The organism is Streptomyces sp. NBC_00878 (assembly GCF_026341515.1).
GTDB lineage: Bacteria > Actinomycetota > Actinomycetes > Streptomycetales > Streptomycetaceae > Streptomyces.
The window spans coordinates 1625885-1646979 of the sequence record NZ_JAPEOK010000001.1; the positions used below are offsets into that span (position 1 = coordinate 1625885).

At 72.4% G+C, this 21095-nt stretch carries 22 protein-coding genes and 3 pseudogenes; 16 read left to right on the plus strand and 9 right to left on the minus strand.

Going from position 1 to position 21095, the window contains the following annotated elements:
- Positions 1–214: 214 nt before the first annotated feature.
- A complete protein-coding gene (locus tag OHA11_RS06605) occupies positions 215–484 on the plus strand; it encodes a hypothetical protein (protein WP_266507874.1) in 270 nt (89 codons plus the stop codon).
- A gap of 2 nt (positions 485–486) precedes the next feature.
- On the opposite strand, the pseudogene OHA11_RS06610 reads toward OHA11_RS06605, so the two are convergent.
- Positions 487–780 (minus strand): annotated as a pseudogene (locus tag OHA11_RS06610) (multicopper oxidase domain-containing protein); the annotation flags it as partial.
- 320 nt (positions 781–1100) lie between these two features.
- On the opposite strand from OHA11_RS06610, the gene OHA11_RS06615 reads away from it, so the two are divergent.
- On the plus strand, positions 1101–1529 hold the full coding sequence (locus tag OHA11_RS06615) for a hypothetical protein (RefSeq protein WP_266492921.1): 429 nt from the start codon (positions 1101–1103) through the stop codon (positions 1527–1529).
- A 107-nt stretch (positions 1530–1636) separates the two neighbouring features.
- On the opposite strand, the pseudogene OHA11_RS06620 reads toward OHA11_RS06615, so the two are convergent.
- Positions 1637–1879 (minus strand): annotated as a pseudogene (locus OHA11_RS06620) (response regulator transcription factor); the annotation flags it as partial.
- Between the two features lie 443 nt (positions 1880–2322).
- Here OHA11_RS06620 and OHA11_RS06625 point away from each other — a divergent pair.
- A complete protein-coding gene (locus OHA11_RS06625; protein ID WP_266492923.1) occupies positions 2323–2790 on the plus strand; it encodes an NAD(P)/FAD-dependent oxidoreductase in 468 nt (155 codons plus the stop codon).
- A gap of 108 nt (positions 2791–2898) precedes the next feature.
- Here the strand turns inward: OHA11_RS06625 and OHA11_RS06630 are convergent, their stop codons facing one another.
- The 3 genes from OHA11_RS06630 to OHA11_RS06640 form a co-directional block, all read right to left on the minus strand.
- Entirely contained in the window at positions 2899–3165 is a 267-nt protein-coding gene (locus tag OHA11_RS06630) for an SHOCT domain-containing protein (protein ID WP_266492924.1), read from the minus strand.
- Between the two features lie 185 nt (positions 3166–3350).
- Positions 3351–4253: a universal stress protein gene (locus tag OHA11_RS06635; RefSeq protein ID WP_323186530.1), complete on the minus strand. Its 903-nt coding sequence runs from the start codon at positions 4251–4253 to the stop codon at positions 3351–3353.
- A 14-nt stretch (positions 4254–4267) separates the two neighbouring features.
- A complete protein-coding gene (locus OHA11_RS06640; RefSeq protein ID WP_266492926.1) occupies positions 4268–5170 on the minus strand; it encodes a universal stress protein in 903 nt (300 codons plus the stop codon).
- Between the two features lie 215 nt (positions 5171–5385).
- Here OHA11_RS06640 and OHA11_RS06645 point away from each other — a divergent pair, with 215 nt between their 5' ends.
- The gene (locus OHA11_RS06645) at positions 5386–6225 is read left to right on the plus strand and encodes a universal stress protein (protein WP_266492927.1); all 840 of its coding nucleotides are present in this window, start codon (positions 5386–5388) and stop codon (positions 6223–6225) included.
- Between the two features lie 7 nt (positions 6226–6232).
- On the opposite strand, the pseudogene OHA11_RS06650 reads toward OHA11_RS06645, so the two are convergent.
- Positions 6233–6572, minus strand: a pseudogene (locus OHA11_RS06650) (glycosyl hydrolase family 65 protein); the annotation flags it as partial.
- 340 nt (positions 6573–6912) lie between these two features.
- Here OHA11_RS06650 and OHA11_RS06655 point away from each other — a divergent pair.
- From OHA11_RS06655 to hypE, 11 genes are all read left to right on the plus strand, one after another.
- Complete coding sequence (locus OHA11_RS06655; protein ID WP_266492928.1) at positions 6913–7404, plus strand: hydrogenase maturation protease; 492 nt, start codon at positions 6913–6915, stop codon at positions 7402–7404.
- Positions 7401–9683: a carbamoyltransferase HypF gene (hypF, locus tag OHA11_RS06660; protein WP_266492929.1), complete on the plus strand. Its 2283-nt coding sequence runs from the start codon at positions 7401–7403 to the stop codon at positions 9681–9683. The genes OHA11_RS06655 and hypF overlap by 4 nt, the downstream gene beginning before the upstream one ends.
- Before the next feature lie 6 nt (positions 9684–9689).
- Entirely contained in the window at positions 9690–9983 is a 294-nt protein-coding gene (locus tag OHA11_RS06665; protein ID WP_266492930.1) for a HypC/HybG/HupF family hydrogenase formation chaperone, read from the plus strand.
- 246 nt (positions 9984–10229) lie between these two features.
- A complete protein-coding gene (locus OHA11_RS06670; protein WP_266492931.1) occupies positions 10230–11369 on the plus strand; it encodes a 4Fe-4S dicluster domain-containing protein in 1140 nt (379 codons plus the stop codon).
- Positions 11366–11830 (plus strand): Crp/Fnr family transcriptional regulator, encoded by a 465-nt coding sequence (locus tag OHA11_RS06675; protein ID WP_266492933.1) that lies wholly within the window; start codon positions 11366–11368, stop codon positions 11828–11830. The genes OHA11_RS06670 and OHA11_RS06675 overlap by 4 nt, the downstream gene beginning before the upstream one ends.
- Positions 11827–12633 (plus strand): FAD/NAD(P)-binding protein, encoded by an 807-nt coding sequence (locus OHA11_RS06680; RefSeq protein WP_266492935.1) that lies wholly within the window; start codon positions 11827–11829, stop codon positions 12631–12633. The genes OHA11_RS06675 and OHA11_RS06680 overlap by 4 nt, the downstream gene beginning before the upstream one ends.
- Position 12634: 1 nt before the next feature.
- Complete coding sequence (locus tag OHA11_RS06685; RefSeq protein WP_266492937.1) at positions 12635–13441, plus strand: oxidoreductase; 807 nt, start codon at positions 12635–12637, stop codon at positions 13439–13441.
- A complete protein-coding gene (locus OHA11_RS06690) occupies positions 13438–14811 on the plus strand; it encodes a Ni/Fe hydrogenase subunit alpha (RefSeq protein WP_266492939.1) in 1374 nt (457 codons plus the stop codon). Before OHA11_RS06685 ends, OHA11_RS06690 begins: the two co-directional genes overlap by 4 nt.
- Positions 14804–15424, plus strand: a complete 621-nt coding sequence (locus OHA11_RS06695) for a CBS domain-containing protein (RefSeq protein WP_266492941.1) — start codon at positions 14804–14806, stop codon at positions 15422–15424. The genes OHA11_RS06690 and OHA11_RS06695 overlap by 8 nt, the downstream gene beginning before the upstream one ends.
- A complete protein-coding gene (hypD, locus tag OHA11_RS06700) occupies positions 15421–16524 on the plus strand; it encodes a hydrogenase formation protein HypD (RefSeq protein ID WP_266492943.1) in 1104 nt (367 codons plus the stop codon). The genes OHA11_RS06695 and hypD overlap by 4 nt, the downstream gene beginning before the upstream one ends.
- Positions 16521–17555 carry a hydrogenase expression/formation protein HypE gene (hypE, locus tag OHA11_RS06705; RefSeq protein WP_266492945.1) on the plus strand — a complete coding sequence of 345 codons (1035 nt, stop codon included), beginning with the start codon at positions 16521–16523 and terminating at the stop codon, positions 17553–17555. The genes hypD and hypE overlap by 4 nt, the downstream gene beginning before the upstream one ends.
- A gap of 6 nt (positions 17556–17561) precedes the next feature.
- Here hypE and OHA11_RS06710 read toward each other — a convergent pair whose 3' ends face one another.
- On the minus strand, positions 17562–17711 hold the full coding sequence (locus OHA11_RS06710) for a hypothetical protein (RefSeq protein ID WP_266507875.1): 150 nt from the start codon (positions 17709–17711) through the stop codon (positions 17562–17564).
- A 377-nt stretch (positions 17712–18088) separates the two neighbouring features.
- Between OHA11_RS06710 and OHA11_RS06715 the strand changes: the two genes are divergently transcribed.
- Positions 18089–19072, plus strand: a complete 984-nt coding sequence (locus OHA11_RS06715) for a hypothetical protein (protein ID WP_266492947.1) — start codon at positions 18089–18091, stop codon at positions 19070–19072.
- Positions 19073–19613: 541 nt separating this feature from the next.
- Here OHA11_RS06715 and OHA11_RS06720 read toward each other — a convergent pair.
- Both OHA11_RS06720 and OHA11_RS06725 read right to left on the minus strand, forming a co-directional pair.
- Entirely contained in the window at positions 19614–20132 is a 519-nt protein-coding gene (locus tag OHA11_RS06720) for a flavodoxin domain-containing protein (RefSeq protein ID WP_266492955.1), read from the minus strand.
- A 218-nt stretch (positions 20133–20350) separates the two neighbouring features.
- Entirely contained in the window at positions 20351–21079 is a 729-nt protein-coding gene (locus tag OHA11_RS06725; protein ID WP_266492965.1) for a CBS domain-containing protein, read from the minus strand.
- Between the last annotated feature and the right edge of the window lie 16 nt (positions 21080–21095).

Consider the following 21095-nt stretch of genomic DNA (forward strand, 5'->3'; position numbering starts at 1 on the left):
GCTCGGCTGCCAAGCACGACGGCGGGGAGGTCGTGGTCGGACTCCAGGACCTGGGCGACCCGGCCGGGCGCTGCTGGAGTTCGTCTTCGACGCGGCCGCCGGCCGCAGGACCGCGCTGCGCGCCGTGCACGCGGCGTTCGCCTCCGTCTACGGCGGTCTGCGGCGCGGCGGCAAGCTGGTCATGGTCGCCTTGCCCGCAGGCGGCACTATCAGCGTGCCGATCTTCGACACCGTCCTGAACGGCACATCCGTCATCGGTTCCATCGTCGGCACCCGCCAGGACCTGGACGAGGTGTTCCAGCTGCACGATGTGCGGTGGTGTGCGCCGCCGCACCGACTGGAGACAGGCGAGACGGAGACAGTGATGGCGGCGTCCGCAGAGGGGGCGTGCGCGCCCGTCCTGTCCCTTCCTGCCCGCCTCTTGCCTGGGTTCACGGCGGCGGCCGGCTGGCACGCATGCACGCCGCGTGCCAGCCGGCTGTGAGGTCATGCCTGGTAGGCGACGTTCGTCATCATCCCGGCCTCGCCGTGGTAGGCGTTGTGGCAGTGCAGCATCCACTGGCCGGGGTTGTCGGCGTCGAAGAAGACGGACAGTTTCTTCTTGGGAAGCACCATGGCGGTGTCCTTGCGTGGGCCGGAGTCGCCGAGTTGGCAGGTGTGGCCGTGCAAGTGCATCGGGTGCCACATGGTGGTGTCGTTGGCGAAGTCGAGCCGGACCCGCTGGCCCTCCTCGATCAGGATCGGGTTGGCGTCCGGGTTGGCCATGTCGAACGGTTTGCCGGTCCGTTGCTCAAGACCATGTGGCCAGGCTACGAAAGCCCTCTGACGGGACGGCAGTTTCAGGTGGTGCAGCGTCTCGATGCAGCTGCACGCCCGACCCCAGCGGATGAGCGCTTTGGCCACTCGCTGTCGCAGTGGCACTGCCAAGGCTGCTGCTTCAGATGAAAGCGAGTCCGCGAGCCCGCCCCACCAGCGGGGCCGGCCGTGATCACGACGGGACCCACGGCCCGTCCGCCGGGGCCGATCGGCCCTGGGGCCACGGCCACCTTCGGCGAAAGGCTGGAGCCGACACAAGACCAGAACAAGAAGGAGTGGTCGGCATGACTGGCAGGGACGCTGGAACCCGCGATACCGCCACCGTTGTCCAGGTACGGGCCGAAGGCGAGGTCTGTGAGGAGGCCCTCGCGTACGCCCGTTCCAAGATCGACGCTGTCGTGAACCGGCCGGGGCTGCCGGCGGTCACCGGCGAGGTGAGGATCACCAAGGCGCCGGCCCATCACGCCGAGCACCCGTGGTCGGCTGTGGCCGACCTCCGGGTGGGCCGCACCACCGTGGTCGTTCACGCGCAGGAGGCCACCAGCCAGGAAGTCACCGACCGGCTGCAGGACCGGCTGCGCCGTCAGGTGGAACGAGCGATCCACGAGGGCAGCGCCGCCCGCCGGCAGGCCACCCCGCCCTGGCGCGGCGGGCAACCGGCCGAAGCACCTGCGAGCCGCGACGCGGGACAGCGGGACACCCGCTCGGCGTGAGCCGCACGGGCAAGGATCCGCGCCAGGCCCCAAGGAGCCCGAGTCAACGGCCGCTTCACGACGTAGAACATGGTCAAGCCTCGGCCGCGTCGGACGGCGTAGGCGAGGGCCTCGGCCCGGGTCGAGAGCCCGAGTTTGCCGAGGATGCTGCCGACGTGGTGTTCCACCGTGCGCTTGCTGATGTGAAGCCGCTGGGCGATCTGCTCGTTCGACAGCCCCTCGGCGACCAGCCGCAGCACCTCCGACTCCCGTTTGGCGAGGGTGCCGCCGCGCCGGGACCAGGCGCGGCCCGGACTGCCGAGGTTGCGCAGCAGGCTCGCCGCAGCGTCGGCGTCCGGGACCGCGGCCAGGTGTTCGAAACACTGTCAGCGCGGCACGTGCCTCCGCACGGGCCACCTCCGGTTCGGTGGAGGCCACCGTGCGGGCTATCGCCAGCCGGGTCCTGGCCTCCTCCAGCAGGCTCTCGGCCCGCTCCATCCAGCCGTTCGACGCGGCGAGGTAGCCGTGCACGGCGACGTCGCGGAACGCGAGGTCGCCTCCGGCGACGCGGGCCGGCAGTCGGGTCTCACCACGCGCCCGGAATCCGGTGAACGCCCGCTCGTACAGATCGATCGCAGCCCCGTAGTCGCCCAGCCAGGTGCGCCGGCGCGGCGACCGCCATGCTGCTGGCCCGCTCGGGCCATCGGGTGCTTGTCGTCGACCGGGCGGGTTTTCCGAGCGACACCATGTCGACCCACTGGATGCACGAGCCCGCCGTCGCGAAGCTGCGCGACGGGGGGCTGCTGACGCAATCGTGGCCTCGGACTGCCCGTCGATCGACCGGATGCGGTTCGACGTCGGGGAGTTCGCGCTCGATGCTCCGCTGGTGCCGTTCGACGGCGTGCCCAGCCTGGCACCCCGACGGACCGTGCTCGACACGGTCCTCGTCGAAGCCGCGCGGGCGTCGGGCGCCGAAGTGCGCGAGGGGTTCCTCGTCCATGAGCTCGTCCGTGACGAGGACGGGCGGGTGACCGGGATCCGCGGCGGGCCCGGTTCGGCGACCGTGGAGCAGGCCCGGATGGAGATCGGCGCTGACGGTCAGCACTCGCTCGTCGCCCGCAGCGTGGACGCCCCGGCGTACCAGGAGAGGCCGCCGGTGTCGTGCGGGTACTACGCCTACTGGAGCGGCCTGCCCACCTCGGGTGTCGAGGCGCACACCCGACGCGGGCGTCTGGCGCCGGTATGTCGCCACGTCGGTCATGCCGTACGGACGCAGGCCTGACCCGGCTCAGTACCGGTGGTCGCACCCGCGGCGGGATCCGGTCGCGTTCTTGGCGACAGCCGCCCCGTGCCCCTGAGCCACGCATCATGACGCGCCGATCGGCCGCGGTCACTGTTTGGTGAGGCTCGGGCCGTCCGCGCGCAGCACGGCCAGGCGGCGCCGGTATTCCTCCTCGTCGATCTCCCCCCGCGCGAACCGCTGGGCGAGCAGTTGCTCGGGCGACGGCGCGGCCGGTGTGTGCGTGTGCTCGGGGGTGCGGTTCAGAGTTTCTGGGGCGCGGTTCAGGGTGCGGAAGAGCAGGACGGCGACGGTGATGAACAGGGCCCAGAGCAGGACCGTACTGATCGACATCGCGAACCAGTCCCATCCACTCATGTCGTGGCGGTTCCAGTACATTGCGGGTCACTTCCTCGGTGCGCGGACACGGGTCGCCGATACACCTGGTCGTGGTGTGTCACGCCGGTCTCTTCTTTCATGTTCCCGCTGCTCGGATCGTCCCGGCAGATGCCGAGCGGCCTCCCGGCATGGGCCGTTCGGCACGCACGAGGCGGCCTGCCGCGTCAGTCGTGCGGGACCACGGCGACCGGGCAGCTCACGTGGTGGATCAGCGCGTGGGCCACCGGGCCGGTGTGGGACCCGACCGCGGCGCGGCGCCTGCGGCGGCCCACCACCAGCAGGCCCGCCCCGCCGGCGGCCTTCACGATCACATGGGCCGCGCGCCCCTCGGGCATCGTCTCGCGTACGAAGACGCCGGAAAACTTCTGGCGCCAGGGTTCGAGCAGCGCCGTGAACTCCCGTTCCGCGTCCTGCCTGACTCGTGCGCGCTCCTCGGCGTACGGGATGCCGTGCCGGAGCGGGACGTGCCAGGCATGCACAGCGCGCAGCGGCGCACCGCGCAACTCCGCGGCCCGGAACGCGCATTCCAGCAAGGCATCGCACGAACCGCCGACGTCGACGGCGACCGCGACGTCGCGGCAGGGCGTACGGGCCGACGGCTTCCCGTCCCGGTCCGGCAGATGCTCGTTCTCCGCGCTGTTCCCGGCGCGTACGAGCACGACGGGCCGCCCGGCGTGGGCCACGGTCGCCATCGCGACGGACCCGGAGAGGAAGCCGCCGACACCGCTGAGGCCCTGGCTGCCGATCACCAGCAGTTCGGCGTTCTCCACCTCGGCGAGCAGGGCCGGGCCCGGTGGCTTCCGGATCTGTTCGGCGGCGATGGACAGCTGCGGGTAGCGCTCGTTCAGCCGGTCGCCCGCGCCGCGCAACATCCGCCGCGCCCAGTACTGCGGGGCTTTCAGTTCCGGCAGGGTCGCCTCCGTCCCCTCGTCGGGCAGCCCCTCCCAGGCGTGCACCAGACGCAGCGGCAGTCCTCGCCGCAGGGCTTCCCTCGCGGCCCAGTCGGCCGCCGCGAGACTCTCGCGCGAACCGTCCAGCCCGGCCACGACTGGCCTGATCACGTCCATCACTCCCTCCGTCGTCACTCGTGGGGTACGACGGCCACGGGGCAGCCGACGTGATGGATGACGGCATGCGTGACGGGACCGGTGCGCGGCCCCACCGGCCGCTCGGCCAGCCGGTGACCGACGACGAGCAGACCCGCTCCGGAGGCGGCCCGGATCAGCGTGGTCGAAGCCTTGCCCTCCGACACCGACTCCACGACCTCGACGTCGGGGTACTTGTCGCGCCACAGTTGAAGCACGGCGGACAGGAAGCCCTGCCACTCCTGCGCCCGCTGCGAATCACCCGCCATGCCCACCTCACCCGGGCCCAGGCTGAGCGGAGAGGGCGCCTGCCAGGCATGGACGACCCGCAGCCGTGCCCGGCGCAGCCGTGCCGCCTCGAAGCCGAACTCGATCACCTCGTCGCACAGGTCGCCGAGGTCGAGGCCCAGCACCACGTCCCGGTATCCGGTCCTGGTGGAGGCGCTCCCGTCGTCCGCGGGCAGATGCTCGTCCTCGGCCTCCTCTCCCGCCCGGACGAGGACGACGGGACGCGTGGCCCTCGCCACCACGCCCAAGGCGACGGAGCCCACCAGGAATCCGGTGAAGCCACTCAGTCCGCGCGAGCCGAGCACCAGCAAGTCGGCCTGCTCGGCCGCATGCAGCAGGGCCGCCGTCGCGGGACCCTCGACCTGCTCGTCGTGCGGGCGCATGCCGGGGCAGGCACGGCGGACGCGCTCCTCGGCCCGACGCAGGACCCGTCGGGCCAGATGCCGCTGCACGGCGTTCGCGGACTCTCCGTCCACCTCGCGGGGGTGCCAGTTCCAAGCGTGCATCAGCCGCAGCGGTCGGTCGCGGCGCTCGGCCTCGCGGGCGGCCCACTCGGCTGCGGCCAGGCTCTCGGCGGATCCATCGACTCCGGCGATCACGGACGCAAACATGACGCACCTCCAACGCTCGGTCTGCTCCTCATGGCCAGCGTCACGCCACAGCGGCCCGGCGAGGAGGGGCCGCCAGGTCCTCCCCCGGGACCAACCGGCCCATGCTCAGTTGCAGTTCACTGAACCACGGTGGGAGGGAAGGGCGTCTCCTGCGCGCTCGGGGGCCGGCGTGCTCGCGAGGCGACGGGGGCAACGTCCTCGGGAGGCGAACCGTCATGGAGCGAGTGATCGTCGCTGGAGTCGACCGATCGGCACGCAGTCGCATCGCGGCCGACTGGGCCGCGCACGAGGCCCTGCTGCGCGGGCTGCCACTGCGGGTGGTCCATGTGACGCCGTTGGCCGGACTGGACGCGCCACAACTGTGGCCGTACCGTCCGGAGGTCGTGGCGGCCCGTGTCGTGGCCGAACTCGCGGCCCGGCACCCGACGTTGGACATCGATGACGTGCGGCTCGCCGGGACGGCCGCGTCGGCGCTGTGCTCGCAGAGCAGGGACGCGGAGATGGTCGTGCTCGGTCTGCGCGGTGAGGGCGGTTTCGCCGGGCTGTCCCTGGGGTCGACGGCTCTGGCCGTCGCCGGGGCCTCCGACTGCCCGGTGGTCCTCGTACCGACCGGGCTCGCCCGCGAGGGCCCGGTTCGGCGACCGGACAAGGTGACGCTCGCTGTCGACGCCCGCGACCCGGCTGACGGAGCCATCGACTTCGCGCTGGACACCGCACGCCTGCGCCTTGTGCGGCTGCACGCGCTGCACGCCGGGGCGCCTCCCACCGCGCAGCCCGGTCGGGTCTCCCGTGCACCGTCGGCGCCGGAGTTCGCTGCCCGCTTGGACCACGAAGTGGCGCTCCTGTCCGACGTGTTGCGCCCGTGGCATGAGAAGTACCCGTACGTACAAGTCCTCGAGGACGTTGTCCTCTTCGACCCGGCCACGGCCTTGATCCGGACCTCGGGCAATGCCGAGCTGATGGTGCTGGGGCGGGGACTCGGCAGCGGGCTGGGCCCGGTCGCGTACGACGTCGCGCGGCACACCCGTTGCCCGCTCGCCGTGGTCCCGGCGTGACCGGTCGGTCCGGAAGCACCGGTCGGCACGTCGCCCCCGGCCGCACGGAGACGGCACGGCCAGGCAGCCGAACGTCGATGGGCAACCGGTCCGACGAGGGCACCGCGATCTCCGGACTCCGTTGCTCCATTCGCAGCCGCACTCCCCAGGGCCCCTGGTAGCGAAGGGCGAACCCGTAGGAGGACAGCTCCGGCAGAGGAAACGGGTCCAGCCACAAGGCACCCTGGCGCGTTTCCGGTCCGGTCGGTCCGCGCTGGACGAAGTCGAGAGTGCCGGCCATGGCGCCCAGGTGGGTCCCCCTCTCCCGTCGTCCCACCCTGAAGGTCGGCGATGTCGCCCTGGAGAGCGGCTCCTTGGATGCCACGGTCGTCCAAGGAGCCGCTCTCCACACGCCCGTACGCCACCGGCCGGATCACGGTCTTCCGCCGCCCCTGCGTGGAGCCGGGCCGGGAGGCGAGCCGCAACAACGCGTGCACACGGGTCGTGCGTCCAAGCGGGCACATCGCCATCGGCATGCACGGCCAGTCGGCAACGCTGCAAGCAGCCAGTGGCTCACGAGGCACGCCGGTCCAGTCGGCAGACACCGCGCGGTATCCGTCGGCGTCCGGGTCCCGGGGACGATCGGCCCCCGCGTATGGGTCGTTCGGCCCCTGTGGAGCCGGATCAAGGCAGCGCACCGTGAGAGACATGAGAGCGCGCACGCGGATCGCCGTCGTCGGCGTCGGCAACGAGTTCCGGCGCGACGACGGCGTGGGCTGGGCCGTGGTCGCCCGGCTGCGCGAGCGGGCCGACGAGCGGCCGCTGCCGCCGGACACCGTGCTCGCCGCCTGCGACGGCGACCCCGGCCGGCTGATCGGACTGTGGGAGGGCGCCTCGCTGGCCGTGGTCGTGGACGCCGCCCACGCCCACCCGGGGACTCCCGGGCGCGTGCACCGCCTCGAACTCGACGGCGGGCACCTCGCCGGTCCGCCGTCCACCAGCTCGCACGGGCTGGGCCTCGGCGAGGCGGTCGAACTCGCCAGGGTGCTGGGGCTCATGCCGGACCGCCTCGTCGTGTACGCCGTGGAAGGCGCCGACGGTTCGTTCGGCACCGGGCTCTCCCCCGCCGTCGCCGACGCCGTGGATCCGCTCGCCGACGCCGTCGAGGACGAGATCGTGGCAGCCAGGGGGCAGACATGACCGTGCGGCACTTCCACGTTGAGGGAATCGTCCAGGGCGTCGGCTTCCGCCCGTTCGTGTACCGGACCGCGGCCGAGCTCGGCCTGGACGGCTGGGTGGCCAACGTCAACGGCCACGTCGAGGGCGAGGTCGCCGGCCCGCCCCGCGCGCTGGAGGAGTTCGCGGCTCGACTGCGGGACGACGCGCCGGCCCTCGCCCGAGTGCGCCGGGTACTGCTGACGGAGAACCCGCGGCAGCGGGCGTACGACCCCGGTTTCCACGTGCGCCGCAGCGCATCCGGTCACGCCGGCCCCCGCGAGATCCCGCCCGACGCGGCGATCTGCGCCGCCTGCCTGCGCGAACTGCGCGACCCCCGCGACCGGCGCTACCGCTACCCGTTCATCAACTGCACCGACTGCGGACCGCGCGCCACGATCATCGAGGACCTTCCCTACGACCGGGACCGCACGACGATGCGCCGCTTCCCGCTGTGCGCGCAGTGCGCGGCGGAGTACGGCGATCCCGCCGACCGGCGCTTCCACGCCGAACCCGTCGCCTGCCGCGCCTGCGGGCCAAGCCTGGCCTGGGAGGAGCTGCGCGGCGAGGAGGCACTGCGGGCGGCGGTCAAGGCCGTCGAGGCGGGCGGGATCGTGGCGCTGAAGGGGCTCGGCGGCTATCAGCTGGTGTGCGACGCGGGCGATCCACGGGCCGTGGCCGAGCTGCGGCGGCGCAAGCACCGCCCGGCGAAACCGTTCGCCGTGATGGTCCCGGACGTGGAGTCGGCCGCCCGGCTTGCCCGGATCGGCGCCGCGGAGCGCCAGGCATTGAGGTCTCCGGAGCGCCCCGTGGTGCTGCTGGCCCGTCGACGGTGGCGCGGTACTCCTCCGCTGGCGCGAGAGGTGCATCCCGGCCTGAGCCTCGTCGGCCTGTTCCTGCCCACCACCGGCCTGCACCACCTCCTCCTCGACGAACTCGCCCGGCCCCTTGTGGTCACCAGCGGCAACCTCACCGACGAGCCCATCGCCATCGACGACGCCGAGGCCCGCCATGCCCTGGCCGGTGTCGCGGACGGCTTCCTCACGCACGACCGGCCGATCCGGTCCCGCTACGACGACTCCGTGGTGCAGTTCACCGGCCGCACCCGGGTCACCGTCCGCCGGGCCCGCGGCCTCGCCCCCGCGCCGCTGCCGCTCGACGTGCGGGGGCCGGTCGCCGGGGTCGGCGCGCAGCTGAAGCACACGTTCACGCTGGCCGCCGACGGCCGCGCCCACCTCGGCCCGCACACCGGCGACCTGGCCGACCTGGCGACCTTCGAGGCGTTCCAGGCGTCGTACGACCACCACAAGCACCTCACCGGCATCGAACCGCGGGTCCTCGCCCATGATCTGCACCCCGGCTACCTGTCCACGCAGTGGGCGCTGACGCAGCCGCTGCGCCGTATCGCCGTGCAGCACCATCACGCGCACGTGGCCGCCTGCGCTGCCGAGCACGGCGTACGGGGACCGTTCCTCGGCATCGCCTACGACGGGCTCGGGCTGGGCGACGACGGCACACTGTGGGGCGGCGAGATACTCGTCGCCGATCTGAGCGGCTACCGCCGCGTGGGGAGGTTCGCGACCGCGCCCCTGCCCGGCGGCGACGCGGCGGTACGCCATCCTTCCCGTACGGCGCTCGGCCATCTGCTCGGCGGCGAGACGCTGGGCTCCCCGCGCCCGTACCCGTGGCTCACCCGGGCCTTCACCGACCGGCTGGACCCCGCCGAGGTCGCCGCCGTACACGCCATGATCGCCCGGGACGTCAACTGCCCACGCGCGTCCAGCGCCGGACGGCTCTTCGACACCGTCGCCGCGCTGCTCGGCCTCGCCGACCGGGTCAGCTACGAGGGCGAGGCCGCCGTCCTGCTCGAAGCGGCGGCGGGCAGCGAGCACGCCGTACCGCTCCCCCACCGGATCGTGCGGGTGCAGGGCCTGTGGGTGTACGACCCCGCACCGACCCTGGCCGGTCTGCTGGAGCGGCAGCTCGGCGCGGAGCCGGTGGCCCGGCTGGCCGCGGCCTTCCATCTCACGCTCGCGATCGTCACGGCGGACCTCGCCGCGCGGGCCGTGGCCGAGGGCGCGCCGCGCACGGTGTGCCTGGGCGGCGGCTGTTTCGTCAACCGCAGGCTGCTCACCGAGGTGAAACGCCGGCTGCGCGCCCAGGGGCTGCGGGTGCTGGTCGGCGGTCAGGTCCCGGTCGGGGACGGCGGCATCAGCTACGGCCAGGCGGCGGTCGCCGCCGCCCGGCTCGCCGAGGAGGAGTGAACCTCTATGTGTCTGGGAATCCCAGGCCGGGTCCTGGAGATCCACGACGACGCCGGCCTGCGCATGGCCACCGTCGACTTCGGCGGCGTACGGCGCGAGGCCTGCCTCAGCTGCACGCCCGAGGCGGACGTCGGCTCGTACGTCATCGTGCACGTCGGCTTCGCGATCACGCTGGTCGACGAGGCGGAGGCCCACCGGACGCTCGACGTACTGCGGGCGATGGCGGACGCGGTCGAGAGCGAGCTGGGCGAGCCACTGCCTCGGCGCTCCGCCGGGAGGGCCGAAAAGGGGCCGTCTTGAGACTTCGGGCCGTATGTGGCTGGGCGCACGCACGATGGGGGTCCCCCTGAGCGAAGCCGAGAGTGGGGGAGGAGCCGCACATCGACACAGCCCCGCGCCCCTTGCGGGGCACGCCACAGTGCGCCCGCCCCCGGGGAGACCCGGTCGGCCCGTCAAGAGGGCTGTTCGGCCCCTGCCATGCGCACCGCCGGAGTCGGAAGCTGACGGTGGAGGAGAACGAAGCCGCCTTGGACAAGGAGGACCGTTATGACCGCCACCGCAGCCCCGGCCGTGCTCGACCGGGACGGGCTGGACGCCCTCGTCGCGGCTCTGGTGGCGCGGGGACGAACCGTCGTCGGGCCGACCGTGCGCGACGGGGCGATCGTGCTGGCCGAACTGACATCGGCGGCCGAACTCCCCTACGGCTGGGGTGTCGAACTGGACGCCGGACGCTACCGGCTGGTCCCCCGCGAGGACGGTGCCGCCTTCGCGCACAGCGCGGGCCCGCAGTCCTGGAAGTCCTACCTGCACCCGGCGCGGGAGCGCCTCTGGAGCGCCGACCGCACACCCGAGGGCGGCGTGTCCTTCACCGCGCACGAGCCCGAGGCGCCCTCGTACGCCTTCCTCGGCGTCCGGCCCTGCGACCTGCGGGCCATCGCGATCCAGGACCGCGTCCTGACCGGCGGGCGGTACGAGGACACCGGCTATGGGAAGCGTCGGTCCAAGGCGCTGCTGATCGCCGCCGAATGCACCGAGCCCGGTGCGACCTGCTTCTGTGTCTCCACCGGCGGCGGGCCCGCGGCGGACCCCGGCTACGACCTCGCGCTGACCGAGGTGGTGGACGAGAACGGGCACCGCTTCGTCGTCCGCGTCGGCAGCGAGGAGGGCGCCGAACTGCTGGACCAGGTACCCCACCGCCTCGGTGACACGGTCACGGAAGACACCGCCCGCGCCTCGGTGGACGCCGCCCGTAACCGCATGGGACGGGCGCTCCCCCCGGTCAGCCTGCGCGCGCTGCTTGGCGCGAGCCTGGAGGCCGAGCGCTGGGACGACGTCGCCGCCCGTTGTCTGACCTGCGGCAACTGCACGATGGTGTGCCCCACCTGTTTCTGCACGACCACCGAGGAGGTCACCGACCTCACCGGTGACCACACCGAGCGCTGGGAGCGCTGGGACTCCTGCTTCGACCTGGACTTCTCGTATCTGCACGAGGGCCCGGTCCGCCCGTCGGGGCGTGCCCGCTACCGGCAGTGGCTCACCCACAAACTGTCCACCTGGCACGACCAGTTCGGCAGCTCCGGGTGTGTCGGCTGCGGGCGGTGCATCGCCTGGTGCCCGGCCGGCATCGACATCACGGAGGAAGTCGCCGCGCTGCACGCCGAATTCGAGACGGAGACGGAGCGATGACCCCCTCGATCACCCTGAGCCTGACGCACGCTCTTCCGCCCGAGTACCGGGACCGGCTCCTGCGCGTCGGCCGCGAGGTCGAATTCCGCCAGGACGCCCGGCTCTTCGAGGAGGGTGCGCGCGCCGACCGTTTCTGGATCGTCCGCGACGGCACGGTCGCCCTCGACATGCACGTCCCCGGCCATCGCACGCCCGTGATCGAGACCGTCGGCAAGGGTGATCTCGTGGGCTGGTCCTGGCTGTTCGAGCCGTATGTGTGGCAGCTGGGCGCCGTGGCGATGACCCCGGTGCGGGCGTACGAGTTCGACGCCGTCGCCGTCCGCCTGATGTGCGACGACAATGCCGAGTTCGGCAGGGCGATCGGACGCTGGGTCGGCCGCGTGCTGTCCCATCGGCTGAACGCCGCCCGCGCCCGGCTGGTCGACCTGTACGGCGCCTCCACGAGCGGCGGTGCGCGATGAGCGCTGTTCCGGTCCCCTACGTCGTGGTCGATCGCCATCGGGAGACCGCGGAGTCGGTCACGCTGCGGCTCGAACCGGTCGCCGACGCGCTGGAGCGCTTCGCGCCGGGGCAGTTCGCGATGGTGCACTGCTTCGGCCGCGGCGAGATCCCTCTGTCGGTGAGTTCGGTCCAGTCCACGGGCGGCCTCGCCCACACCATCCGCAGCGTGGGCGCGGTCTCCGACGGTCTGTGCGCGGCCAGGGTCGGTGACGTCCTCGGCCTGCGCGGCCCGTACGGCACGAGCTGGGGGTTCGAGCAGGCCCGCGGGCACGACGTGCTGGTGGTGGCCGGCGGCATCGGGCACGCCCCGCTCAGGCCGCTGATCCTGAGCGTGCTGGCCGAACCGGAGGCGTACGGCCGGCTCAGCGTGCTCATCGGGGCGCGCACTCCGGACGAGCTGGTCGGCCGGACGGAGACGGAGAGCTGGCCGACGGCGTACACCGGGGTGACGGTCGACTGGCCCGACACGGCCTGGCGCGGGGATGTCGGCGTGGTCACCCAGCTCCTCGGCCGGGCTCCCTTCGAGCCGGCCGACACCTGGGCCTTCGTCTGCGGCCCCGAGCCGATGATCCGCGCCACCGCCCGAGAGCTCGCTCAGCGTGGTGTGCGCAAGGAGCGGATACGGGTCTCGCTGGAGCGGAACATGCGCTGCGCGACCGGACACTGCGGGCACTGCCAGCTCGGTCCGCTGCTGGTGTGCCGGGACGGGCCGGTCGTCGGCTGGGACCAGGCCGAACCCCTGCTGTCCGTAAGGGAGTTGTGAGATGAGCACACCCACGCTCGCCGTGTTCAAACTGGCTTCCTGCGACGGCTGCCAGCTCACCCTGCTCGACTGCGAGGACGAACTCCTGGCGCTGGCGGGCAAGGTGGAGATCGCGCACTTCCTGGAGGCGACCAGCGCGGTGGCGCCCGGCCCGTACGACCTGTCCCTGGTCGAGGGCTCGGTCACCACGCCCGGGGACGCCGAACGGGTCCGCTCCATCCGCGCCGCATCCCGCCACCTGGTGACGATCGGCGCGTGCGCGACAGCCGGCGGCATCCAGGCCCTCAGGAACTTCGCGGACGTCAACGAGTACCGGCGCACGGTCTACGCCCACCCCGAGTACATCTCCACGCTCGCCACCTCCACGCCCGTATCCGCCCACGTGGACGTCGACTTCGAGCTGCGCGGCTGCCCGATCGACCGGCGCCAGCTCCTCGAAGTGATCACCGCGTTCCTCGCCGGCCGCAAGCCCGACATCCCGAACCACAGCGTCTGCTTCGAGTGCAAGCGGCGCGGCACCGTCTGCGTCACCGTCGCCCACGGCACCCCCTGCCTGGGCCCGGTCACACACGCCGGGTGCGGGGCGCTGTGCCCGGCGTACCAGCGTGGCTGCTTCGGCTGCTTCGGCCCGTCCGGTTCGGTGAACCTGCCCGCGCTGATCCCGCTGCTGCGCAACGGAGGTGCATCGCGTAGCGATTCCGGCAAGGGCGGTGGTGGGAGACGGGCGGGCGGCCTCGACGAGGACGCCGTGATGCGGTTCCTGCACACCTTCAACGCCGCCGCATTCGACAAGGAGTTGAGGAAGTGACCCACCGTGGATCCCGTGTACTGCACGTCGGCTCGCTCTCCCGGGTCGAGGGCGAGGGCGCGCTGCGCCTGCACGTCCACGACGGCACGGTCACCGAGGCGCGGCTGGAGATCTACGAGCCGCCGCGCTTCTTCGAGGCGTTCCTGCGCGGCCGCGCCTACACCGAGCCGCCGGACATCACGGCCCGGGTCTGCGGGATCTGCCCGGTGGCGTACCAGATGAGCGCGTGCGCGGCGATCGAGGACGCCTGCGGGGTGACCGTCGATCCGGTGATCCGTGATCTGCGCCGACTGCTGTACTGCGGCGAGTGGATCGAGAGCCATGCCCTGCACATCTACCTCCTGCACGCACCGGACTTCCTGGGCCGCACGAGCGCGATCGACCTGGCGCGCACGCACCGGGCCGAGGTCGAACGGGGGCTCAGGCTGAAGAAGGCGGGCAACGCCCTCATGGAACTGCTCGGCGGACGGGCCGTGCACCCGGTCAACGTGCGCCTCGGCGGCTTCCACAGGGCGCCGACCCGCAATGAACTGCGGCCGCTCGCCGAGGAGTTGAAGCGGGCACTCGACGACGCATGGGAGACCGTGCGCTGGGTGGCCGGCCTCGACTTCCCCGACGCCCACACCGATGCCGATCTCCTCGCGCTGGCCGCCCCGGACACGTACGCCATCGAGAGCGGCACCACCGCTTTCCTGCGGGCCGACGGCACCACCGGCTCCTTCCCGCTGCGGGACTTCACCGATCGCGTCACCGAGACGCACGTGGCACACTCCACCGCGCTGCACTCGCGGCTCGACGGGCGGCTGCACCTCACCGGCCCGCTCGCCCGGTTCGCGGTCGGCGGGCACCTGCTGTCGCCGGTGGCGCTGCAGGCGGCGGTCGAGGCGGGGCTGGGCGATCCGCGCGAGGGTGCCGTGTGCCGCAATCCGTACCGGTCCATCCTGGTGCGGGCGGTGGAGACCGTGTACGCCGTCGACGAGGCGCTGCGGATCACCGAGGCGTACGAGCCTCCCGCGCGCCCGTACACGGAGGTGCCACCGGTCGCGGGCGTCGGGCACGGTGCGACCGAGGCGCCTCGCGGGCTGCTCTACCACCGCTACGAAATCGACGCCGACGGCATCGTCACCAGCGCGTCGCTGGTGCCGCCCACCGCGCAGAACCAGGGCGCGATCGAGGACGACCTGCGGCGCCTTGCCCAGCGGGCCATCAGCGAACACGACCCGGACGACGCCGAGTTGACGGCCCTGTGCGAGCGGGCGATCCGCAACCACGACCCGTGCATCTCGTGCTCCACCCATTTCCTCGACCTGACGGTCGTCCGCACCTCGGGCGACACCCCGAGAGACTTCTCAGGAGGCTGCGATGCCTGAATCTCCGTACACCGTGAGCGCTGTGATGACGCACACCGTCGTCGCCGTGGGCAGCGAGGCGCCCTTCAAGGAGATCGTCGAGCTGCTCGACCAGTGGAAGGTCAGCGCCCTGCCGGTGCTGGCGGGCGAGGGCCGGGTCGTCGGGGTGGTCTCCGAGGCGGATCTGCTGCCCAAGGAGGAGTTCCGGGACACCGACGAGGGCGAGCTCGCTGCGCGGGCCAAGGCGGGCGGTGTGACGGCGGGTGAGCTGATGAGCACGCCGGCCGTGACCGTGCACGCGGACGCCTCGCTCGCCGAGGCCGCCCGCATCATGGCCCGCCGGCACGTCAAGCGGCTGCCCGTCGTGGACGGGGTGGGCCTCCTGCAGGGCGTGGTCAGCCGCGGCGACCTGCTCAAGGTGTTCCTCCGCTCCGACGAGGAGATCGCGGAGGAGATCCGGCACTCCGTCCTGAACCGGCTTCCGGTCACCACCACCCTGACGGTGTCGGTGGCCGAGGGTGTGGTCACGCTGGGCGGATCCATGCCCGACCGCACGCTCATCCCCGTGGTGGCCCGGGCGGTGCGGGCCGTGGAGGGGGTCGTCGACATCCAACTGGATCTGACGCACCGATGAAGTACCTCGACGAGTACCGCGATCCCGTCCTCGCCCGGCGGCTGCTGGACGAGCTGCGGCAGACCGCCACCCGTCCCTGGCGGATCATGGAGGTGTGCGGCGGCCAGACCCACACCCTCGTCCGCCAGGGCATCGACGAGCTGCTGCCCGCCGGGATGCGGATGATCCACGGCCCGGGCTGCCCGGTCTGTGTGACTCCGCTGGAGACCCTGGACCGGACTATGGCCATCGCTGCCCGCCCCGGTGTGATCCTCACCAGCTTCGGCGACATGCTGCGCGTGCCCGGCACGGACACCGATCTGCTGTCCCTGCGGGCGCGAGGCGCGGACGTGCGCGTGGTGTACGCCCCGATGGACGCCGTACGTCTGGCCGCCGAGCATCCGGACCGCGAGGTGGTCTTCCTCGCCGTCGGCTTCGAGACGACCGCGCCCGCCAACGCGATGGCGGTGCTGCACGCGGCCCGCCTCGGGCTGACGAACTTCTCGATGCTGGTGAGTCATGTTCTGGTGCCGCCCGCGATGACCGCGCTGCTGGACGATCCGGACTGCGAGGTGCAGGCCTTCCTGGCGGCCGGGCATGTGTGCGCGGTCATGGGCTGGCGCGAATACGAGCCGATCGCCGCCCGCCACCGGGTGCCGATCGTGGTCACCGGGTTCGAGCCGCTGGACCTGCTGGAGGGCATCCTGATGGCCGTACGGCAGCTGGAGTCCGGCCGGTTCGAAGTGGAGAACCAGTACGTGCGGGCCGTGCGCCGGGTCGGCAACCCCGCCGCCCAGGACACCGTCCGCGCGGTCTTCCGGGTCACCGACCGGGCGTGGCGCGGCATCGGTCCGCTGCCCGACAGCGGGCTCGAACTGGCGGAGGAATACCGGCGGTTCGACGCGGCACGCCGCTTCGACGTGGGGGGGCTGTGCCCCGTCGAGGACGCCGAGTGCATCGCGGGCGCCATTCTCACCGGGGCGAAGCTGCCCACCGACTGCGCCGCCTACGGCACCCGTTGCACGCCCCGCCATCCCCTGGGCGCGCCCATGGTGTCGTCCGAGGGCACCTGTGCCGCCTTCCACGCGGCTGGACGCACTCCCACGAGGAGCACGGCATGACCATCGAATGCCCCACCCCGAAGCATGAAGAAGAGGTCGTGCTCCTTGGCCACGGCGCCGGCGGCCGCCTCACCGCGGAGCTGCTCGACCAGCTGATCCTGCCCGCCGTCCATGGCGGTACGGGCCCGCTGGAGGACGCCGCGCTGCTGCCCGGCCACCCCGGCCTGGTGATGAGCACCGACAACTTCGTCGTCAGCCCGCTGTTCTTCCCGGGCGGCGACATCGGCTCCCTGGCCGTCCACGGCACGGTCAACGATCTCGCGATGCGGGGTGCGTGGCCGCTCGCACTGTCCGTCTCCCTGATCGTCGAGGAGGGGCTGCCGCTCTCCGAACTCCGGTCCGTCATGACCTCGTTGGGGAAGGCGGCCCAGGACGTCGGCGTGCCCGTGGTCACCGGGGACACCAAGGTCGTGGGCCGCGGCGCGGCCGACCGGCTCTTCATCAACACCACCGGCGTGGGGCAGAGGCACGAACTGCTCTGCCCGTCCGCCGCGTTGGCCCACCCGGGGGACGCGGTACTGCTCTCCGGGCCGATCGGACTGCACGGCACGACCGTGCTCAGCACCCGGGAGGGCCTCGGCTTCGAGAGCGACATCGCCTCGGACACCCGGCCGCTGCACCGGCTGGTGCGGGCCCTGGTGCCGTTCGGCGCCGACGTCCATGTGCTGCGCGATCCGACCCGGGGCGGGCTCGCCGCCGCTCTCAACGAGATCGCCCGCGACTCGTCCGTCGCCGTCGAGATCGAGGAGAGCGCCGTCCGCGTACCCGAGGCGGTCGCCTCCGCCTGCGACCTGCTTGGCCTGGACCCGCTGGTCGTCGCCAACGAGGGCTGTCTGGTCGCCTTCGTCGACGCCGCCTCGGCCGAGGGCGCGCTGACCGCGATGCGATCGGTGGCCGAGGGCGCGGCGGCGGTGCGGATCGGCGAGGTGCTGCCGGACGGGCCGCAGGGACGTGTGACGCTGCGGACCCTGGTCGGCGCGCGGCGCATCGTGGACATGCCGCTCGGGGAGCAACTGCCCCGTATCTGCTGACCGTCGTCACCGCCGGGCCTCGACCGGGCCGTTCAGGAGCACTTCACGGGGCGCGCGGCGCGGTGTCGACCAGGTGCACGCCGGACGGCCGAGGCGCAGCACGATCTGTGGGTACCGGCCGGCGGTGAGCCCCGTGCGCACCTGCGTGCGCAGCACGGGCAGTTCGAGGGGCTGGGTGTGGGCGGCGGGCCACGGCGCCGTGGCCCGCCGCGCACAGCAGGACGCGCTGGAGCGCCTGCCCCGCCGGCAGCCAGTCCGGGCGGCTGTCGTACGAGGTGGACAGTACGGCGACAGTCCCCGTACCGGCCTCGCGCCTGCACGGGGCGACGGTGAACCGGCGAGCGCGGCCGAGGTAGTCGCGGCCGGCGAGCAGAACGGCTCCAACTGTCCGGACCGAGTTGAAGGCGGGCCGTACGGCCCTCGCCGGGGGACGTCCGGCCCCTGCTCGCGCAGGTGGCGTAGGCGGACCGTTGAGATGCACACCGGAAACAGCGGGCCCAACCGGGCAGCGACGGCGAACGGCGGTACCTGCCATGTACGCAACGCACACACCTGTCGATCATGCGGCCAACTACTTGGTGCGAGCGGGCATCACCGCTCCCTCGCTGTTCAACACCCAACCGTGGCAGTTCGTCGCCCGGGAGGCGGAACTCGACCTGTACGCGGATCCCGCGCGCCTGCTCCCGCTCACCGACCCGGACGCGCGGGAGATGGTCATCAGTTGCGGCGCGGCCCTCTTCAACGTGCGGCTCGCGATGCGGCACCTGGGCTTCCTGCCCGTCGTACGCCCCTTCCCCGACCCGTGGAACCCCGCCCACCTCGCACGCGTCAGCTGGGGATCGTACGTGCCGCCGGGCAGCGACGAGGAGCTGATGTTCCGCTCCGTACGGCAGCGGCACACGCACCGCGGACCTTTCCATTCCTCGCTTCTCGCGCAACCGTTGATCCACGAGCTGCGCGATCACGCCGACGCCGAGGGAGCCGAGCTGCACACCGTGGGCTCCCGGAGCGAGCGGACTCACCTCGCGGACCTGGTCCGTACCGCCGAACGCGCGCAGCGGTCCCATCCCGGACACGTCGCCGAACTGGCCTCCTGGACGCGTGCGTCCCACGGCAGTCGCCCGGACGGCGTGCCTCTGGAGGTGTGCCCCTACCACCCGGACTGCACCGCTCTCCCGGACCGCGACTACCTCGGCATCGCCCGCACCATGCCGTCCCCGCCGGCGGTGTGGCCCACCAGGACCGGCCTGGTCGCCCTGATCACCACGCAGCAGGACTCCCGTCAGGACTGGCTGCGCGCCGGGCAGGCCCTCCAGCGCGTCCTGCTGTGGGCCACCGTCCACGGCGTCGCGGCCGCCTTCCACACTCAGCCCCTGGAACTGCCGCGCCTGCGCGCGGAAGTGCGGGCGGCCATACCCAGCGGCCAGTTCCCCCAGATGATCCTGCGCCTCGGCCACGCCGCGGGGGGCCGCCCGCTCCCCCGACGGTCCGCCGCATCCGTGCTCTCGGCGGGGTGAGGCGATGCTCACCGGTCCGGCGACATCGTGCAGATGGCAGGCCCTGCCGATCCGCCGCGCCCGGCCGGTGAGCATCGCCCCAGTCGACCCGAGGCCGGGTTGGGTGGCCCCACGGTCGGTGGCTACGAGATGATCCGGAGCTACCCGGCTCTGGCGCCGGCGGCGCAATCCGCTGCGGCGTCGCTCCGACGTGGCCGAGGCGTGGGTGGTTCTCGCCACTGGTGTGCTGTCGGCCACCGGTGGCTCTGGCGGTCGGTGCTGCCGTCCTCGGGCTCAACTCGGAGAGTGCCGCGGCTCGTCGGGTCGTGGTGTGTTCAGGACTCCGGGCCGCGGCGGGCGGCAGCGTCGCACCAGACGTCCACGTCCATGGCCTTTCTCGCAGAGCGCAGCTCAGTGCTACGGACGACGGTCATTGCCGCAGGCCCTCACCTGCAGCCCCGGGCTGCCATCCCCGCTCGTGCCCCGCTCCGAGCGGGGGCCGGAGGAGGCTCCGGCGCAGCGCCCCTCTCGACGGGGCCCCCGAGCGGTCGGCCGGGTGGGGTCAGTGGTGTTCCATCGTGGAACCGGTGAGTTCGGCGGCTATGCCGTGCGCCCACGCCCCGGTCTGTGCGCGGTCGCGGAAGTCACCTCCCTTGCCCTGCTTGATGAGTTGACGGGCTATGAAGCCCTGGGCACCCTCGGTGAGTCGGCCGCCGAAGGTGGCATGGCCACGGGCGTCCAGCCGGTTGACGAGACGGGCCACGCCGGGGGCCGGCGGAATGTCACGCTCGCTTGCCGACGGGTCGAGCGGTCCGCTGCTGAACAGCCAGACCGGAAGTCGGCCGAGATCCTCGCGGTGGCGGCGGGCGAATCGGGTCGCGTCGCGCTGCCAGCGTCCGGCGTACAGCCCGCCGCCGATGAGGACGGCGTCGTAGGGGGTGAGGTCCTTCACCTCGGCCGCGGGCCGGACGTCTGCGTCGACGTGCCGTTCGCGCAGGGCTTGCGCGATCCACTCGGCGATCTCGGCCGTGGAGCCGTTCTTCGTGCCGTAGGCGATCAGCACTCGGGGGGTGGTGGTCATCACCGTTCACCTCGTTTTCTTCGATCTCTTCGATTTATTCGAATGCGGCGATCCGCGTCCGCGCCTCGTGAGTCCGTTGCCGGGCGGCGTGGCACCACCAGGGCGGTGGTCACCATCGCCGCGCCCGCCGACATCACGAGCGCCATGAGCGTGCAGTCCCAGCCGTTGGCGCCGTGGTCGTACCAGCTCACAACGTCCGCCTCTCCTTGATGCCGGTGTCAGGGCCTGCGCAGCCAGCCCTCGCCGACGCCGTGCACGGCCGGCTCGTCCGGCCGCTGGTGCGTGTCGTCGTACCGGTGGGTGAGGTGGTCGACGACGGCCACTACGCCATCCACCTGGCCGCTCATGCTCACGGCGATCGGCACCTCGCTGGCGCGCTCGAGTTGGCCGTCCAGGGTGACAACCCCTTCGGTGACGGTCACACCGATCGCCTGCGGAGCCAGCCATAGTGCGCGTACCAGTACCTCGTCGACGATCTCGGCGCGGATGTCCTCGTCCGGGCGCAGGAACACCTGGAGCAGATCGTGCCGAGTGACGATGCCGACCAGCCGGCCCTCCTCGTCCAGCACCGGGAGCCGCTCGACGCGGTGCTCGGCCATGGTGCGGGCGGCTCCAGCGATGGAGGCGTCGACGGGTACGGTGATCGCCGGGCTGCTCATCAGCTGTCCCGCTGTGCGGGCCCGGGCCTTGGTGTCAGCCCTGCGGGCGGCGCGGGTCAGCCGCGGACGCCACCTGAGGCGCTCGTGTCCGGGCTCCGCCTGTTGCGCCTGCCGGAGCATCAGATCGGTCTCGGAGATCACGCCGATGACCTTCTCGTCGTCGTCCACCACGGGCAGTCCGCTGATGCGGTGCTCCGCCAACAGCGCCGCGATCTCCTTGAACGGAGGCGTCGCCGACACCCGTACGACATCGCTCGTCATCACTGTGCCAACCTTGCGGTGCTTCATCATTGTCTCCTTCTTC